The organism is Rhodococcus jostii RHA1 (genome assembly GCF_000014565.1).
GTDB classification, from domain to species: Bacteria; Actinomycetota; Actinomycetes; order Mycobacteriales; family Mycobacteriaceae; genus Rhodococcus_F; species Rhodococcus_F jostii_A.
Genome location: NC_008271.1, coordinates 220,770 through 236,844 on the forward strand (window position 1 = coordinate 220,770; position 16,075 = coordinate 236,844).

At 67.8% G+C, this 16,075-nt stretch carries 15 protein-coding genes; 10 read left to right on the plus strand and 5 right to left on the minus strand.

Annotation, left to right across the window (positions count from 1 at the left end; all coding sequences use genetic code 11):
• Positions 1-232: 232 nt before the first annotated feature.
• Genes RHA1_RS43830 through RHA1_RS43850 form a run of 5 tightly spaced genes read right to left on the minus strand, consistent with a single transcriptional unit; the run spans position 233 to position 6,589 of the window.
• On the minus strand, positions 233-1,402 hold the full coding sequence (locus RHA1_RS43830; protein ID WP_011600498.1) for an Mrp/NBP35 family ATP-binding protein: 1,170 nt from the start codon (positions 1,400-1,402) through the stop codon (positions 233-235).
• Positions 1,399-4,266, minus strand: a complete 2,868-nt coding sequence (locus RHA1_RS43835; protein ID WP_011600499.1) for a molybdopterin-dependent oxidoreductase — start codon at positions 4,264-4,266, stop codon at positions 1,399-1,401. Before RHA1_RS43835 ends, RHA1_RS43830 begins: the two co-directional genes overlap by 4 nt.
• A 28-nt stretch (positions 4,267-4,294) precedes the next feature.
• Positions 4,295-5,815 carry a 4Fe-4S dicluster domain-containing protein gene (locus RHA1_RS43840; protein WP_050787739.1) on the minus strand — a complete coding sequence of 507 codons (1,521 nt, stop codon included), beginning with the start codon at positions 5,813-5,815 and terminating at the stop codon, positions 4,295-4,297.
• Between the two features lie 5 nt (positions 5,816-5,820).
• Positions 5,821-6,054 carry a sulfurtransferase TusA family protein gene (locus RHA1_RS43845; RefSeq protein WP_011600501.1) on the minus strand — a complete coding sequence of 78 codons (234 nt, stop codon included), beginning with the start codon at positions 6,052-6,054 and terminating at the stop codon, positions 5,821-5,823.
• A gap of 25 nt (positions 6,055-6,079) precedes the next feature.
• Positions 6,080-6,589 (minus strand): DsrE/DsrF/DrsH-like family protein, encoded by a 510-nt coding sequence (locus tag RHA1_RS43850; RefSeq protein ID WP_011600502.1) that lies wholly within the window; start codon positions 6,587-6,589, stop codon positions 6,080-6,082.
• Between the two features lie 174 nt (positions 6,590-6,763).
• Here RHA1_RS43850 and RHA1_RS43855 point away from each other — a divergent pair, with 174 nt between their 5' ends.
• The 10 genes from RHA1_RS43855 to RHA1_RS43900 all read left to right on the plus strand — a co-directional run bounded on the left by RHA1_RS43855 (position 6,764) and on the right by RHA1_RS43900 (position 16,014).
• Entirely contained in the window at positions 6,764-7,909 is a 1,146-nt protein-coding gene (locus tag RHA1_RS43855; RefSeq protein WP_011600503.1) for an MBL fold metallo-hydrolase, read from the plus strand.
• Positions 7,873-8,295, plus strand: coding sequence for a YidH family protein (locus RHA1_RS43860; protein ID WP_041813753.1), 423 nt, complete (start codon positions 7,873-7,875; stop codon positions 8,293-8,295). Before RHA1_RS43855 ends, RHA1_RS43860 begins: the two co-directional genes overlap by 37 nt.
• Positions 8,296-8,304: 9 nt before the next feature.
• Positions 8,305-8,664, plus strand: a complete 360-nt coding sequence (locus RHA1_RS43865; RefSeq protein WP_011600505.1) for a DUF202 domain-containing protein — start codon at positions 8,305-8,307, stop codon at positions 8,662-8,664.
• Positions 8,665-8,723: 59 nt separating this feature from the next.
• Positions 8,724-9,059, plus strand: a complete 336-nt coding sequence (locus tag RHA1_RS43870) for an ArsR/SmtB family transcription factor (protein WP_011600506.1) — start codon at positions 8,724-8,726, stop codon at positions 9,057-9,059.
• Positions 9,060-9,543: 484 nt separating this feature from the next.
• Positions 9,544-10,923: an MBL fold metallo-hydrolase gene (locus RHA1_RS43875; protein ID WP_041813756.1), complete on the plus strand. Its 1,380-nt coding sequence runs from the start codon at positions 9,544-9,546 to the stop codon at positions 10,921-10,923.
• Positions 10,924-10,961: 38 nt separating this feature from the next.
• Positions 10,962-11,339, plus strand: coding sequence for a thioredoxin (trxA, locus tag RHA1_RS43880; protein WP_011600508.1), 378 nt, complete (start codon positions 10,962-10,964; stop codon positions 11,337-11,339).
• A 471-nt stretch (positions 11,340-11,810) separates the two neighbouring features.
• Positions 11,811-12,188, plus strand: a complete 378-nt coding sequence (locus RHA1_RS43890) for a carboxymuconolactone decarboxylase family protein (protein ID WP_011600509.1) — start codon at positions 11,811-11,813, stop codon at positions 12,186-12,188.
• A 640-nt stretch (positions 12,189-12,828) separates the two neighbouring features.
• Positions 12,829-12,999: a DUF8730 family Cys-rich protein gene (locus RHA1_RS51140; RefSeq protein ID WP_085996134.1), complete on the plus strand. Its 171-nt coding sequence runs from the start codon at positions 12,829-12,831 to the stop codon at positions 12,997-12,999.
• A gap of 454 nt (positions 13,000-13,453) precedes the next feature.
• Entirely contained in the window at positions 13,454-13,849 is a 396-nt protein-coding gene (locus RHA1_RS43895; protein ID WP_011600511.1) for a rhodanese-like domain-containing protein, read from the plus strand.
• Entirely contained in the window at positions 13,846-16,014 is a 2,169-nt protein-coding gene (locus RHA1_RS43900; protein WP_011600512.1) for an MMPL family transporter, read from the plus strand. Before RHA1_RS43895 ends, RHA1_RS43900 begins: the two co-directional genes overlap by 4 nt.
• Positions 16,015-16,075: the final 61 nt, after the last annotated feature.

The window sequence follows — 16,075 nt, forward strand, 5'->3', positions numbered from 1 at the left end:
TGCCGGTACACGCGATCCACCACACCATCATGGCGCTGCCGTTCTGCGCTCCGCCTGGAGGTGCGCGCCGATCGCGATTCCGGCAATGAGGGCACCAGATCCGCGAGCACGGTAGCGGCGGCCCAACCGCTGGTGGCCGGCGGTTCGTGCTGGTGCCCGTAGGGTCCGATCTCTGGCGTCGTGTCTGGGTCGGTTTTCTGACTATGGGCCAACCCCGCCGTGAGGGATGCAACTAATCGTCCACCGACATTCCGTGGGCGTGATGGGGTCGGACGGTCAACGGGAGGGACCGGCCGACGAGACTGCGCCGCAGAATCGGCAGGGATGCCGCGATCTGCCGGATCTGTGTGGCGGAGGCGGCCCGGGGGGCGGCGATCAATGCCGGGACCCCGGCATCGCCCGCTTCGCGTAGCTCGATGTCGAGTGGCACCTGCCCCAGCAGCGGTGCGGCGATGGCCTCGGCGAGACGCTGACCGCCTCCGGCGCCGAACAGCGGAGTGCTCTCGCAGCACGACGAGCAGATCATCGCCGACATGTTCTCCACGACGCCGGCGACCGGCGTTCGTGAATCGAGGGCCATCCGGCCGACCCGCTGGGCGACGGTCTGTGCCGCCGGTTGTGGTGTGGTGACGACGATGAGCGCTGCGTCGGGCACGAACTCGAGCAGCGAGAGCGTCACGTCGCCGGTGCCGGGCGGGAGGTCGATGAGCAGAACATCGAGTTCACCCCAGTACACATCGTCCAAGAACTGCTCGATTGCCTTGTGCAGCATCGGGCCGCGCCAGACGACCGGCTCGTCGTCCCGGACGAAGAACCCCACCGACATCAACGCGACCCCGAAGGCTTCGACCGGCAGCATCAGTCCCTTCAGCGCGACCGGCGCCCGGCGCACCCCGAACAGGTGCGGGATGGAGTATCCCCAGACATCGGCGTCGAGGATGCCGACCCGCTTGCCCTGCTGGACCAGGGCCACCGCGAGGTTGGCCGTGATCGTGGACTTACCCACGCCACCCTTGCCGGAGGCCACGGCATACACCTGGGTCGCCGAACCCGGGCCGAACGAATGGGCACCCAATGGCACGGAGCCGCGCAGGCGTGCGGCGAGCCGCATACGCTCGCCCTCGCCCATCGCCGCGAAGGCGACCTCGACGCCGGAGACGCCGGCGATGGCGCGGACTGCCGCGGTGACGTCGGTGGTGAGGGTCTCCTTCAGTGGGCATGAGGGCGTCGTGAGCCGGACAGTCACCCGCGCGACGCCGGAGCGGTCGACTTCCACCTCGCCGAGCATCCCGGCCTCCTCGAGGGGCAGGTGCAGCTCGGGATCCTCGACGCGTGCCAGTGCGGTGCGCACGTCGGCCGGATCGACCTTCGCGTCGGCACGCCTCCGCGACAACAGGCTCATGCTCGCTCCTCCGCATCGGGCGATCGAAAGGCGCGTCGGCGGGGTTTGACCGGACGCATCATGAACTCTGGACGGCGCAGCCCGGACCGGCTCGGTCCGGGACGGGTGTTGTCCATCCAGGCCCGGTACACCTCACGGGACCGCTGCGTGTCCACCACCACATCGCCGTACCGGTCGTCCGCGTGGGCTCTCTCGACGCGCACCTTCTGGTGCCAGCAGTGCATGCCCGAGACCGGGTCGGGATGCACGGCGAATGCGAGGTTCTGGTGCACCCCGGGGTCGTCCCAGTAGATCCGGTCGCTGTCCGGGTCGTCACTGTGGAACGGCTTCACCCCTTCCTTGTAGCGCAGCCTCCACACCCCGTTGCCGTCGTTGCCGAGGTCGACCAGGCCCATCACCCACCGGGACCCCGCGTTCTCGGACGTGCGCCACCGCCCCATGTGGTGGGAGAGCCCCATGACACCGGGGCGGATCGCCTCGGTGGACCAGACGCGGGCCACGAAGTAGCCGATCTCGGTGTTGACCCGGACCAGATCCCCCGTACCGACCCCGAAGCGCCCGGCGTCCACGCTGTTCATCCACAGGGGATGGGTGTTGCTGATCTCGTTGAGGTACTTGGCATTACCTGATCGCGTGTGGACCAGGGTCGGGAGCCGAAAGGTCGGCATCAGCACAATCTCGTTGTTGGCCTGGTCGATCGAGCCGTAGCTGACATGGGACTCGATGTAGCCGGGTGTGGCGTACTCCTCCCACCCGAAGTCGACCATGGTGTCGCTGAACAGCTCGAGTTTGCGCGACGGCGTGAGCCAGCCGGCGGTCCTGCTGCCGTCCGCGTGGACGACCCCCACCGCACCCGCCTCCCCGACCAGCGGCGGGGTCGAATCGAGGGTGACGGGTTTGCGGAGCACCCCGTTGCCGTCCGGGGTCGCCCCGTCGATTTCGGCGTCCGACAGTGGCCGCTCGTCGAGTCGATAGGCATCCCTGGTGACCTCGAAGACGCCGTACTTTCGCATGTACTGCAAGGGGGTCAGCCCCTGGCCGGCGGCAGCGTGTGGCAGACCGGGCACGCTGTTCTCGAAGACCCAGCGGTAGTACTCGTCGACGGTGACCTTCTCGCCCGGCCGGTACGGCGACTCGAAGTACTTCCGGATGCCGAGGCTGCCGTCGGGGTCGATGCGCCAGGACAGCTCGAACCAGAATTCGTTCTCCTCCCACACCTCCCCCGGGTTGGATTCACGGGAGTCGGACACGGGCCGGCCCATCTTTTCCAGGGCCACCCGGGTGACCGGCTGGCGGAATCCGAGCCACTTGCCGGCGTACTGCTCGTAGGACTGGGTGTCGTGCCGTTCGGTGCTGTGCCCCATCGGCAGGACGTAGTCCGCGAACGTCGCCGTCTCCGACCACGTCGGGGTGAGCGCGACGTGGCAGCCGACGAGCGATTCGTCGGTCAGGGCCTTGAGCCAGCTGAAGCCGTCGGGGTTGGTCCACACCGGGTTGTAAACCCGGGAGAAGTACATTGACAGCTTCCCGCGGCCGTCCGCGAGTAGGTGGGGTAGCAGGATCGACATCTCGTTGGTCGACAGGGGGAACTCCGCCGGCCAGATCATCTCGTTCCACGACTGGTGTCCCTCGGGGACGTTGGGGCCGTGGGCGATGATCTTGTCCCAGCCGTTGGGGCTGGTGCCGCCCTTGGTGCCGACGCTGCCGGTGAGCACGTTGAGGAAGAACAGGGCCCGCGACACCTGCCACCCGCCGAGGTTGCCGGACGCCGCGGCGCGCCAGACGTGTGCCGACAGTGCTCTGCCGGCGGTGGCGACGATCCGGGCTAGCTCGGCAATCTGCTCCTCGGGCACCTGCGCCTCCTGCGCCGCGTAGGCGAAGGTGTATCCGGCGTAGTCCTCGGTCAACGCGCGGATGAACTGGTCGAAGTCGTCGGCAGGGTGCTCGGGGTGGCGGTGTGTCATGTACGTCGACCAGTTCACCCAGCGGCGGATGAATGCCCGGTCGATCTGGCCGGTTCGGAGCAGGTGGGCCGCGACGGCCAGCAGGATCGCGGCCTCGCTTCCGGGCCACGGGGCAATCCAGAGGTCGGCGTGGGAGGCCGTGTTCGACAGCCGCGGATCGAGCACGACGACCGTGGCTCCGCCCTCGATCTTGCCCTCCATGATCCGTTGCGCGTGTGGGTTGAAGTAGTGCCCGGCCTCGAGATGACTGGAAATCAGCAGGATCACCTTCGCGTTGGCGTAGTCGGGCGAGGGCCGGTCGTAGCCGCCCCAGAGCGAGTAGCCGAGCCGCGCGCCGGCGGAACAGATGTTCGTGTGGCTGTTGTGCCCGTCTATGCCCCACGCCAGCAGGAACCGTTCGGCGAAGCCGTCCTCGCCGGGCCGCCCGACGTGGTACATGACCTCGTCCCGGCGGTCCTCGACGATGGCGGCCCGGATCCGGGCCGCGATGTCGTCGAGCGCGTCGTCCCAGCTGACCCGATCCCACCGGCCGCTGCCGCGCGTGCCGACGCGCTTGAGCGGGTGCAGGATCCGTTCGGGGTCGTTGACCTGGTTGATCGTCGCGGGACCCTTGGCGCAGTTGCGTCCTCGTGAGCCCGGGTGGGCGGGGTTGCCCTCCACCCTTTTGATGGACATGTCGGACTTGTCCACGTAGGCGAGCAGTCCGCAGGCCGACTCGCAGTTGAAGCATGTGGTGGGCACCAGCATGTACTCGTGCGGCACCTTGCGCGGGTGCGCCTTGGCGTCGTATTCGACGTGGTGGTCCCAGTTTTCGACCGGCGGGAAGTTCCGCAGCCGTTCGTGCGTGCGTTCGCCCGGCATCGCCGGCGATGCCGGTGTGCGGTTCGTCTCGGCAGTCATGGCTGGTCCCTTCGGCGTGGTCGTTCGTTCACGAGAGGGGCGGGTCCTGGCCCGCCCGGACGTAGGCCGTCTCGTAGTCCAGGAGAGCGACCTGGGCCAGCAGGCCCGCGAGGACGAGGAGCACGGCACTGCCGGACCCGGTCCACGCGGGCGCGGCCAGCGCGGCCGCCAGCACCGCGGGGGCGATGGCTCCCAGCCAGAACAGTCGCGCGTAGCGGCCGTGCGTGATGATGTGCGCGGCCACGGACGCCTGGCGGCTGGCGTGCCTGCTGGAGTACTCGATGCCCAGCATCATCAGGTGCAGGCCCGTCGAGAGCACGAACGCGCGGGTGAGGAAAGCGATTGCGCCACTGGCGAGGTCCGCGAACGGGGCCATGACGAGGAGGGCGCCGGCGCCGACCATTGCAGCCTGCACGAGCAGGTGCCAGAACAGCAGCGGCGACTGCCACAGGTCGCGGCCCTCGGCCTGCCCGAAGAGGAAGCCGGTGTAGCCGGCGACGAGCGCACCGAACGGGATGGCGAGCCAGGCCAGCACGGTCTGGGCCCAGCCGATCCCGAGGAGGGCGGCGAGGATCCACAGGACCGCGCCGCCGGCGAAGGCGGCCAGGGCGTAGGCGCCCCAGACGAGCCATGAGGTCCAGTTGGATTTCAGGAAGATGTAGAGGAAACGCTCGGGACGCTTGAGGTCCCAGATCAGCAGGGCCCCGGTGGCGGTAGCGCCGAGAAGGGCGACGGCGGGGGCACCGTAATCGCCGAGCCAGCCCAGGTCGACGCCGAGGAGGTGGGCCAGCCCGGCGATGGCCAGCGCGCCGGCGGCCACGGCCTTGGTCCACAGGTAGGTCGTCACCCGCCACCCCCACGGCCGCGGGTGCGCGGTGTTCAGCGTGGTGCGCGCCCGGGTGGTGCGGTCGCCGGGCAGATCGCCGGCGGTCGCGAGGCGGTGCGCGTCCGGTTTCGCCCACAGGTAGGTGTCGGCGACCGGTGCGGCCAGCGGGTCGAGGACGGCGCGGTCGGCACCGAGGTAGAAGACGTTGGGCCCGGTGTTCTGCTCCGGGGAGCGCACCGCGGTCTCGTGGGTGCTGATCAAGCCGGCGATGCCGCTCGTCGGGTCGTCGAGGTCGCCGACCCAGATCGAGTGCGTGGGGCAGACCACCACGCAGGCGGGCTCCATGTCGTTGTCGATCCGATGCGCGCACAGGTTGCACTTGGCTGCGGTGTGGGTGGTGTCGTCGATGTAGAGGGCGTCGTAGGGGCACGCCTGCATGCAGCTCTTGCAGCCGATGCAGCGCTCGTTGTCGAAGTCGACGATGCCGTCGTCGCGCTTGAACAGTGCCTGAGTGGGGCAGATCTTCACGCACGGGGCATCGGTGCAGTGATTGCAGCGCATCACCCCGAAGGAGCGGGTGGTGTCCGGGAACTCGCCGGTGTCGACGTACTTCACCCAGGTGCGGAACTGTCCGACCGGCACCTCGTGCTCGGTCTTGCAGGCCACCGTGCACGCGTGACAGCCGATGCAGGTGCGTTGGTCGATGGCGAAGCCGTAGCGCACCGACCTCACTTCTTCCGGATGATGTAGCGGTAGACGCCGTTTTCGCTGGTGCGCTCCAGCAGTTCGTTCCCGGTGTCCTTCGCCCACGACGGGATATCGGTCCTCGACCCGCCGTCGGTGGCCTCGACGAGCAAAATCTGACCGGACGCGAGTTTCCGGGCCGCACGCGAGGCGAGGAGCACCGGCATCGGGCACTTCTGGCCCTTGGCGTCGATGGTGACGTCGATCTGATAAGTCACGGCGGGCTCCCCTGAATGCGGCGGGTCAGATGAAGAGGTTGATCTGGGACTTGCTCATCGCGGACAGCGCGGTGGCGGCACCGACGGGCTCGCCGACACCGTCGATGAGCTGGTCGCGGCGCAGGCCGAGCAACTCCATGCTCATCTCGCACGGCCACAGGTTCACGCCCAGCTCCGTGCACATCTGCACCAGGTCCATCGGCAGGGCCACATTCTGGCCCCGCGCCAGCTTCTTCAACATCCATGGACCGGCGCCGGCCATGTGAAGTTTGGACAGCTTCATGTGGCTCATCCCCGGCCGGTTCATCCCTGCCAGTGCCTTGGTCATCGCGTTGGTGCCGGTGATCCTGACATCGTCACGCACCAGCGGGAACAGCCCCCAGAACGTGAAGAAAATCGTGGTGGACATGCCGTACGCGGCACCGGTCGACCCCAGGATCAGCGTCGGCCACATCTTGTCCAGGTCACCACTCCAGGCCACGATCGTCATGCTCTCCGGCATGACATCGTCATCGCGCTGCGGGCTGTCGGACATGCGCCGGCCCCCTTTCTCGGCTGGCTGCCCAGGAGGCCCCAGTGGAGCCTTCGCGCAGACATTGCTAACTGTGATCTAGAACACTACATTCGTATATGCGCATACTGCAAGATGCCTCTTCGCGTCGTATCGAACACGCGGATCACCCGACATCCGTGCACTCCGGGAGGACACATGGCCGACACCATCACCTCGATGGGACTGTTTCGCGAGATCCAGGCCGGTACCGTCACCGAGATCCTCGACGTCCGCAGCACCGACGACTTCCAGGCCGGCAAGGTCGAAGGCCCGCGGCCCGTCCCCACCCGACACGTCCCGGTGTACCGCGTGATGGAGGAACTCGAGGAGCAGGCCGCCGCCACCCGCGAGGGTGCGGTGATCGTCTGCGGGCAGGGAAACGGCTCCGAACTGGTCGCCGAAGAGTTCGAGGCGCTCGGAGTGCGCACCCGCTCCCTGGCGGGCGGAACCGACGCCTGGAACCGGCTTCTCGTCCCCGTCGAGATCACCGGATTACCCGGGGACGTGCGCGTGTGGCAGTTCCAGCGACCCGCGAAGGCGTGCCTGTCCTACCTCGTCGGAGTTCCCGGCGGCAACGCCGTCATCGTCGACCCCACCAGATCTCCCGAGCCCTACCTGGAACTCGCGCAGGTCCACGACATGGCCGTCACACACGTCGTGGACACCCACGTCCATGCCGACCACATCAGTGGTGGCCCCGCCGTGGCCGCCCGGCTCGGCGCCGAGTACCACCTGCCGCCGGAGGACGCCGGCGGGATCGTCCCATTTCCCAACCGGCCCCTCAAAGACGGCGACCAGCTCGACCTCGGCTCCGCCGTGGTCCGCGCCATGACGATGCACCTGCCGGGACACACCCCCGGCACCACCGCGCTGTTGGTGAGCGAGACGGTACTGCTCGTGGGGGACACCGTCTTCGTTCGCGGGCTCGGACGGCCCGACCTGACCGGTCAGGCCGACGAACTCGCCCGCGACCTCTTCCGCAGCGTGCACGAGCGGCTTCGACCTCTCGATCCACGCACGATCATTGCCCCGGCGCACTGGTCCAGCAGCGAAGAGATCAACACCGACGGACTCGTCACCACCACCCTCGACGAGGTCTTCACCGCCACCTTGCTCAACGAGCGGGCCATCGAACGATTCGTCGAGCAGATCGTCAGCTCCCTACCCGCAGCGCCGCAGTCCTACGACACGATCCGCCGGGTGAACGCCGGACAGATCACCCCCGGGGACGACGAGATCGAAGTCCTCGACGTCGGACGCAATCAATGCGCGGCATCGACCTCACTGACGGGGACATCGTGACCAGCACTCCCCGCCGACCGGCACGCCCCAGGAAAACCCCACTGCACGAGGTCGGCGAGCATCCCGACTACCGGTTCACCCTCGCCAACGAACGCACCTTCCTTTCCTGGGTCCGCACCGCACTGGCCCTGATGGCGGCCGGAGTTGCCGTCGTACAGTTCGTGCCCGGCCCCACGGCGATTCGCCACGGACTGGGCTTCGCGCTGATCAGTCTCGGCGGCGCACTCAGCGCCGTGTCCTACACCCACTGGGAACGCAACGAACGCGCGATGCGACTCGGCGAACAGCTGCCGTACTCGCCGATGCCGAGACTGGTGGCCGCGATGCTCGCGCTGGGATCCCTGGCGGCACTGGTGCTGATCGTGGTCGACCTCGTCGAGACCTAGGTCGCAGCGATGACCCTGACCGGTCGGCTGCTGCCGCATCGCCGCAGGAAGGACCCGGCCGTCGACGTCGGACTGCAGGCCGAGCGGACCGCCATGGCATGGCAGCGGACCGCCCTCGGCGTCGGTGGCGTGTCGGCGTTGCTGCTACACCTGGCCGCGGGCCGATTCCCGGCGGCTGTTGCAGGGCTCGCCGGGCTGTCCGCCTCCCTGCTTCTGCTCCTGCTGTCGGAACAGCGGTACGTGCGGCTGGTCAAGAAGGTGGCGGCCGGCGAGCCGCCGCCGGCCCCCGGCCTCGTACGCCTGCTCGCAGCCGGTGTCGTCATCCTCGCGGTGTCCGCCCTGGCGCTGCTGCTCCTCACCGACGCCTGACCGAGCCGGCGCGCGGGCCGCACCTATAATCAGCTTCCGAGGCCCGGTTTGGAGGGGTGATGGACCAAGACATCGCGGCACAACTGCAAGAACTCCACGCCCGGGTCTGCAAAGCCATTGCCGACCCCAAGCGCCTTCTCATCATCAACGAACTACGCGACCGTGAACTGAGCGTCGGAGAACTCTGCGAGGCAACCGGCCTCAGCCAGTCCAACGCCAGCCAGCATCTGACCATCCTGCGTGAACGAGGCATCGTGACGACGCGCCGCGTCAAGAACAACGTCTTCTACTCGCTACGCAGCCAAAAGATCGTGCAGGCAGTGGATCTGCTCCGCGAGTTCCTGGCCGAGGATCTGGCCGACCACGCAGCCTTGGACGGCGCCATCCGAGGCTGACACCGCAGGACTCGGACCAGCGGCCCCGTCGCACCCGCGCCGGCAGGGCGTGCACTGAAGGTGCCGCGCAGCAAAGCCGCAGGACGCAGGACGCAATGGTCGCCGAATTCGCCCCTGCGCCCGCGGAATAGTCGGCTGGCCAGCCGGCACCTGCCCGGCGTCGGTTGCGCACCCTCGCCCCGGCCCTACCGAACACCGGAAGCGCACGCCGCGTCCTTGATCGGTGCCCGACCAGGCTGCGCCACCCGGATACACACACCACCGTCCCCGCCGATGCCGGCAGCGGCGAGGAATTCACGTCCGCCGAGCGGCCTCGGCGCGCCCGCGGCACACGGGCCTGCGCGGATTCGTGTTTTGGCGCCCTACGTGATTGATGTGCCGGCCGCGCGACCGAGCATACCCCCCGGGGTACTTGCATACCCATGGGGGTATATGGCAGTCTGTACACAAGGAGAAAGATCCTGCCAACCTGGAGGAGACCACGATGATTCTCGAGCAGTACTACATCGAGTGCCTGTCCCATGCCTCGTACCTGATCGGAGACGAATCCACCGGACGAGCCGTGGTGGTCGACCCGCGCCGCGACATCACCGAGTACCTCGACGACGCCCGCACGCACGGGCTCACCATCGACGGGGTGATCAATACCCACTTCCACGCCGACTTCGTCTCCGGGCACCTCGAATTGGTCGAGGCCACCGGCGCCTGGATCGGCTTCGGTGAAGCCGCCGAAACCGACTACCCGATCCGTCGCCTCGCGCACGGCGAGCACATTTCCCTCGGGCGGGTCGACCTCGAGATCCTCTCCACCCCCGGCCACACCTGGGAATCGATCAGCGTCCTGATCCGGGAAACCCCGGACGCCGACCCGACCGCGGTCCTGACCGGGGACTCGCTGTTCATCGGCGATGTCGGCCGTCCCGACCTGGTCAACCTCGGCGACGGCTCCACCACGGACCTGGCCCGAGCGATGTACCACACGGTGCACGACACGCTATTGGCCCTGCCCGACGGTGTGACGGTGATGCCTGCGCACGGTGCCGGCTCCTCCTGTGGCAAGAACCTGTCCACGGAGCTGACCTCGACCATCGGCGAACAACGGCGCACCAATGCATCGGCGCAGCCGATGAGCGAAGACGCATTCGTCGCGTTGATCACCGACGGCCAGCCCGCGGTACCGGCGTACTTCTCCGTGGACGCGGCGCTGAACAAGTCCACCCACCCCGCACTCGACCAGCATCGCCGGATCCCGGAACTGGCCGCCGACCAGGTGCGCGCTGAACTCGCCGCCGGCACCCGGGTGCTCGATGCCCGCACCGTCGACGACTTCGCCGCCGGACATCTGCGCGGTTCGGTCAACGTCGGCTTCGACGGTCGGTTCGCCGAAACCGGCGGCATGGTCGCCGAGGTCGGCGAGCCGATCGTGCTGATCACCTACCCGGGCGAGGAACAGGACGCGGCGATGCGCCTGGCCCGGATCGGCTCTGACAACGTGATCGGCTACCTCAACACCGGCGTCGATGGCTCCTTCCCCACCGCACTCACCGACCTCGTCCAGACGGCGCCGCGCACCACCGTCACCGAACTCGACCGGCTGCGCGCCGACGATGCGATCATCCTGGTCGACATCCGCAACCCCGGCGAACGCGACTTCGGCGTCATCCCCGGTGCGATCCCGGTCCCGTTGGCGCAGTTACGGTCCCGCGCCCACGAGCTGCCGACCGGCAAGCCGATCGTGGTGCACTGTGCCGGCGGATGGCGTTCGAGCGTCGCCGCGTCGCTGCTCCGCGCCCGCGGTATCGAGCAAGTCAGCGATCTCGTCGGCGGCTACAACGCGTGGGCCGCACAGCAGGTGCCGGCCTGACGCTCCCTCGATAGACACCCCCACGGAAAGGATCCCTCATGACCACCAAGAACCTCACCCACACGGACTTCGCATCCACGATCGCCGACAACGCCATCGTGCTCGTCGATTTCTGGGCGTCGTGGTGCGGCCCGTGCCGGGCCTTCGCGCCCACCTTCGAACAGTCGTCCCGCAGGCACCCCGATGTCGTGCATGCCAAGGTCAACACCGAAGCCGAGCAGCAGATCGCGTCGGCCGCGGACATCCGCTCGATCCCGACGATCATGGCATTCCGCGACGGGGTGCTCGTGTATTCACAACCCGGAGCTTTGCCGCCCGCCGCCCTCGAGGAGTTGATTTCCCAGATCAAGGAACTCGACATGGCCGCAGTACACGACACGCTCGCACGACGACATGCCGCAGCGGGGCAGGCATAGCCGTCATTCCCGGGGATCACCCACGCCGACACGATCAGTGAGATGAATTGCCGCCCATGCCGTCCCGATACATCGCCGAAATCTTCGGCGAGCAGACCGATGACGGTACGCGAGTCTCGACGCGATCCCCCACGGCCGAATCGCACTGCACCGGCGTGGCCACCTGCCGGACCTGCGCGGCGATCTGGATCCCCCGATCGGTGGACGTCGCTGGGAGGAGCCTGCTCGCGGGCATGTCCCCGGGTCGAGGAGCCTGCTCGCGGGCAATGTCCCCGGGTCGCCCCGGGGACCAACGGCCCTGGCGCGGTCCGTGGTCCCCTGCCACCCTGACAAGGAGGAGCAGGGACCTGGTGCCGCGCCGGAGGAGGGGCATTCGCTGACGACGGTAAGTTCGCCCGTCCCGTGCCGTGCCGGACCCCGAGCCGACGAGATCGATACCGAACGGGACCACCCAATGATCGGAGGTAGAGCATGGACTACGGCAAGGCCGTCCAACAGGAACTTCGGGGACCCGCCCGGGCACTGCGCCAAGCGATCCCGCAGGTCTATGCCGGTTACGGGCAGTTGCACGAAGCCGCCCTGGCACCCGGAGCCTTGGACGCCAAGACCAAAGAACTGATCGCCCTGGCGATCGCCGTGAGCAAGCAATGCGATGGCTGCATCGCCGCACACGCGCGCGGCGCCGCTGAGCACGGCAGCACACCACAGGAAGCAGCGGAGGCAATCGGCGTCGCGATTCTGATGAACGGTGGGCCCGCCACCGTGTACGGCCCCCGAGCATTCGCCGCGTTCAACGAGTTTCACACCGATCAGGACCCCGGCCACGAGAACGATCCGGCCGGACGATAGTTGGAATCACAGCGCTGCCCGGTTCGTCGCCCCCTGCGCCGTCGGCCGCTGCAACAGCGCGCATCGCCCTCGACCCGGCTGTAGCCGATGCGGGGTCCATGGCAGGTCCGGGTCCACCTCGTCCACCCCGACGTTCGGCGGCTATCTCCTCATGCCACCCGAACCTGCCGGAAACGGTGCTCCGCGCCTTCCGGTGAGGACGGCCGTCTTGGGCATGCGGACACTAGTGAAATCGTGGACACCCTCCCGCGCCACAACGCCGCCGGAATCCGCGACCAGCTCACGATCCCCTCACCTGACCGGCGCTTCGCCATGCGACGAGACCATCGTCGGAAAACACGGCTGTCAACACAACGGGCGGCCACGGCACTCTCAACCTACAGATCCGCGCACAGATGCCAACACCGCCGCTTCCCGCCGAGCACCTACTGAGCGGCCGGCCGTCCTGAGACATTGTGTGCCATCGCGGATCCTTCGACCGCCGGAACCCGGATCCCGTGTCGCTCAACTGCCTTGGAAGCCGAGGCGGAAGAAACCGGCGCGGGACAGCTGTGGTCATGCCCACACTTCCCGATAAACTATACCCCTAGGGGTATAGTTCAGGTCGTTACGAGCAGCGGTATCCGAGGAGGACCCCACCATGTGTTATCCAGTTACGTGCCCCGACTGCGGAAAGACCACCTGGGGAGGCTGCGGTGCACACATCGACGGTGTCATGAAGGCCGTGCCCGAATCCCAGCAGTGCACCTGCAAGGGCAACGCCGCTCCCCCGGCCACACCCGGATTCTTCGACAGACTCTTCGGCCGCTGACCGCACGACACATCCACCCAACCAGGAGACCTTGTCGTCCTGCCGGCCACCGCGGAGGCGAGGACGCCGTCGACGAGACCCAGGGCCCGTTAGCGGAGTAGGGCGTCGGCCCGCTCGTCGAGATCGATATGCAGGCCGGCACGACGGCGAGGCTCGGCGGGCCGAGCGGGTCAGGCCCAATTGGCCGATCTGACTGCACGCCACCCTGGGACGTCGTCGTGCGCGAGGGCCGTCCACCGAGCGCACCAACCCCCGCTGGAGGCGCGCCCGCAGATGCTGGCACGTGGTCACCGAGGAGCTCGCACTCGCATCGGTGGTCAGAGAAGCCGGAACGCGCCAGCGGTGCGCACCGACGTCGCCAGTGCCCGCCACCCGAAGGATTCGTACTGATACCCCCCCTGGGTAATTTGGTCGAAAAATGTTAAATACCCCTTAGGGTATGAAAGGTTGTGTCATGCGTGAGATCGAGATCGATGAATTCGCCGATGCGTGGGCGGCGGGAGCACCCGTCGTCGACGTTCGGGAGCCGTGGGAATACCGGAATGCGCACGTGCCCGGCGCGCAGTTGCTGCCGCTGGGACAGCTCGGCGACCGGGTAACGGAGATCCCGGCCGGCGCGGTGGTGTACGTGATCTGTGCGTCCGGGAACCGGAGCGTGCAGGGGGCACGAATCCTCATGACTGCCGGACGGCCCGCGGTGTCGGTGGCCGAGGGCACCTCCGGGTGGGCCGCGGCGGGCCGGCCCCTCGACACCGGTGAAGACGGCTCATGCCCCACCGCTGATCGTCCCGCTCCCGCCCCTGTATCGACCAAAATGTTCCTCTCAGATCGTCAAGGAGACCGCGGATGACGCGCAGTACCACCCTCGACGGCGGCCAGCCCACGACCACGACCACGACCACGACCACCGCCGAGAGTGGGGTGCTGGGCCGCATCGGCGCGGTAATGGCAGGCCGTTCCCGATGGGTGTTCGGGGTGTGGTTGCTCCTGCTGGTCGCCCTCGGTGCCGCGGCCCCCTCGGTGTTCAGCTCACTGGCCGGCGCCGGGTGGCAGGCCAACGGATCGGAGTCGGTGCAGGTTCGCCAGCTCGCGGAGCAGCATTTCGGGGGCAATTCCTCGGCCGCGGTACAGGTGGTCGTGCACTCGGACACGCAGACCATCGACAACCCCAGGGTTCAACAGACCCTCAGCGACGTGGGCACCGTTTTCGCAGGTGACCCACGATTCGGTGCGCTGATCGCGCCGCATCCGGGAATGTCGATCAGCCCGGACGGTCACACCGGAATCCTCATCGCGGGCGCGAACGCGAGCACCGATGACATGGTCAAGGCCGTCGACGAACACAAAGCGGAACTGACCGCCCTCTCCGGTGACGGAATCGAGGTCTACCCGACCGGCGCATCCGCACTCTGGAGCGACTTCAACAAGGCGAACCACGACGCGATGATTCAGGCGGAATTGTTCTCCTGGCCGGTGACATTGGCGATCATGGTGCTCGCGTTCGGGTCCCTCGTCGCCGCCGGGCTGCCGCTGCTGTTGACCCTGGCCGGGCTCGTAGCCTCGGCAGGCGGCCTGGTGTTGCTCAACCAGTTCACCCCGATCTCGGTGTGGGCGATGAACTTCGCCATGATGTTCGCCCTCGCCCTCGGAATCGATTACGCCCTGTTCATCGTCGCCCGCTTCCGTGATGCAATCCGTCACGCCTCGTCGCCGCGTGCCGCCGTGGCCGAGACCATGGACACCGCCGGGAAGGCCGTGGTGCTGTCCGGAATCACAGTGCTAGTCAGCCTGTCCGCCGTGCTCCTGGTGCCCGCGCCGGCCGTGCGGACGATGGCCGTCGGGATCATGCTCGCCGTGTTCTTCGTCCTTCTTGCGTCGATGACGCTTCTCCCCGCGGCCCTGGGCGCGCTGGGCGGCAAAATCAACGCCGGCTCCCTGCCCTACGCCAAGGGGCAGACACACCGTTCGCCGCGGTTCGCCGCCTGGGGCGAGCTACTGCATCGCCACCCGTGGCCGTTCGCGATCGGCTCCCTCCTACTGCTGATCGCGTTGTCGGTCCCCGCGCTCGGACTGAAGGTCGCGATGCCCTCGATCGAGGTGGTGCCCACCGACGCCCCGGTCCGCCAGGGATACGAACTCGTCCAAGCCCAGATGGGGGAGGGCGCGCCGGGCATGCTGCAGATCATCACCCCCACCGCGGAGAGCGCGGAGACCGCGACGACGGCCGCCGCGACCGACGGAATCGCCATGGTCACCCCTCCGCTGCCCGCCCCCGACGGCGGTGACTACGTGATGCTGCACGCCATCCCGACCGTCGACCCCTCCGACGCCCGAATGGGCACGATCCTCGACACCCTACGGGCGGACCTACCCGACGGCGCGTTGGTCGGCGGCGCACCCGCGGAGAATCTGGACCTGCAGCAGGCACTGAACGACTACCTCCCGCTGATCGTCGGCATCATCCTGGTCCTCGGATTCGCGCTGTTGCTGGTGGCGTTGCAGGCCCCGCTGATCGCGATCCTCGGAACGGTGGTCAGCCTGCTCTCGACCGCCGCCGCATTCGGGGTCGCGAAGCTGATCTTCCAGGACGGCCACGGCGCCGGCCTGCTCGGCTTCACCCCCCAGGGCTTCCTCGATGGATGGGGGCCGGTGTTCTTCTTCGCCATGATCTTCGCAATCGCCATGGACTACACCGTGTTCCTGCTGGCCACCGCGAAGGAACACTACGAACGCTCCGGCGATCCGAAGATCGCGCACGTCGACGGCCTGGCGCATTCCGGACGGGTGATCTTCGCCGCCGCCGCGGTGATGGTCGCCGTGTTCTTCACCTTCGCCCTCGCCGACCCGCTGCCCCCGAAGGAGATGGGCATCATCCTCGGCGTCGCCGTCCTCCTCGACGCGGTGCTGATCCGGCTGATCCTGCTGCCGGTGCTGCTGAGGTTGACCGGGCACGCCGCCTGGTGGTCACCGGCCTGGCTGCGCAAGGTCCTGCCGAAGATCAACTTCTCGCACTGAGAGAAAGATCCGAGAGGTGGGCCAAAGCACACGGCACGCACCCGCGCGCCAATACCCCCGG

Excerpts from the sequence above, each read along its gene's own strand:
- RHA1_RS43830 (WP_011600498.1), bottom strand. The coding sequence starts at position 1,402 with ATGAGCCTGTTGTCGCGGAGGCGTGCCGACGCGAAGGTCGATCCGGCC.
- RHA1_RS43835 (WP_011600499.1), bottom strand. The coding sequence starts at position 4,266 with ATGACTGCCGAGACGAACCGCACACCGGCATCGCCGGCGATGCCGGGC.
- RHA1_RS43850 (WP_011600502.1), bottom strand. The coding sequence starts at position 6,589 with ATGTCCGACAGCCCGCAGCGCGATGACGATGTCATGCCGGAGAGCATG.
- RHA1_RS43855 (WP_011600503.1), top strand. The coding sequence starts at position 6,764 with ATGGCCGACACCATCACCTCGATGGGACTGTTTCGCGAGATCCAGGCC.
- RHA1_RS43860 (WP_041813753.1), top strand. The coding sequence starts at position 7,873 with ATGCGCGGCATCGACCTCACTGACGGGGACATCGTGACCAGCACTCCC.
- RHA1_RS43865 (WP_011600505.1), top strand. The coding sequence starts at position 8,305 with ATGACCCTGACCGGTCGGCTGCTGCCGCATCGCCGCAGGAAGGACCCG.
- RHA1_RS43870 (WP_011600506.1), top strand. The coding sequence starts at position 8,724 with ATGGACCAAGACATCGCGGCACAACTGCAAGAACTCCACGCCCGGGTC.
- RHA1_RS43875 (WP_041813756.1), top strand. The coding sequence starts at position 9,544 with ATGATTCTCGAGCAGTACTACATCGAGTGCCTGTCCCATGCCTCGTAC.
- trxA (WP_011600508.1), top strand. The coding sequence starts at position 10,962 with ATGACCACCAAGAACCTCACCCACACGGACTTCGCATCCACGATCGCC.
- RHA1_RS43890 (WP_011600509.1), top strand. The coding sequence starts at position 11,811 with ATGGACTACGGCAAGGCCGTCCAACAGGAACTTCGGGGACCCGCCCGG.
- RHA1_RS51140 (WP_085996134.1), top strand. The coding sequence starts at position 12,829 with ATGTGTTATCCAGTTACGTGCCCCGACTGCGGAAAGACCACCTGGGGA.
- RHA1_RS43895 (WP_011600511.1), top strand. The coding sequence starts at position 13,454 with ATGCGTGAGATCGAGATCGATGAATTCGCCGATGCGTGGGCGGCGGGA.
- RHA1_RS43900 (WP_011600512.1), top strand. The coding sequence starts at position 13,846 with ATGACGCGCAGTACCACCCTCGACGGCGGCCAGCCCACGACCACGACC.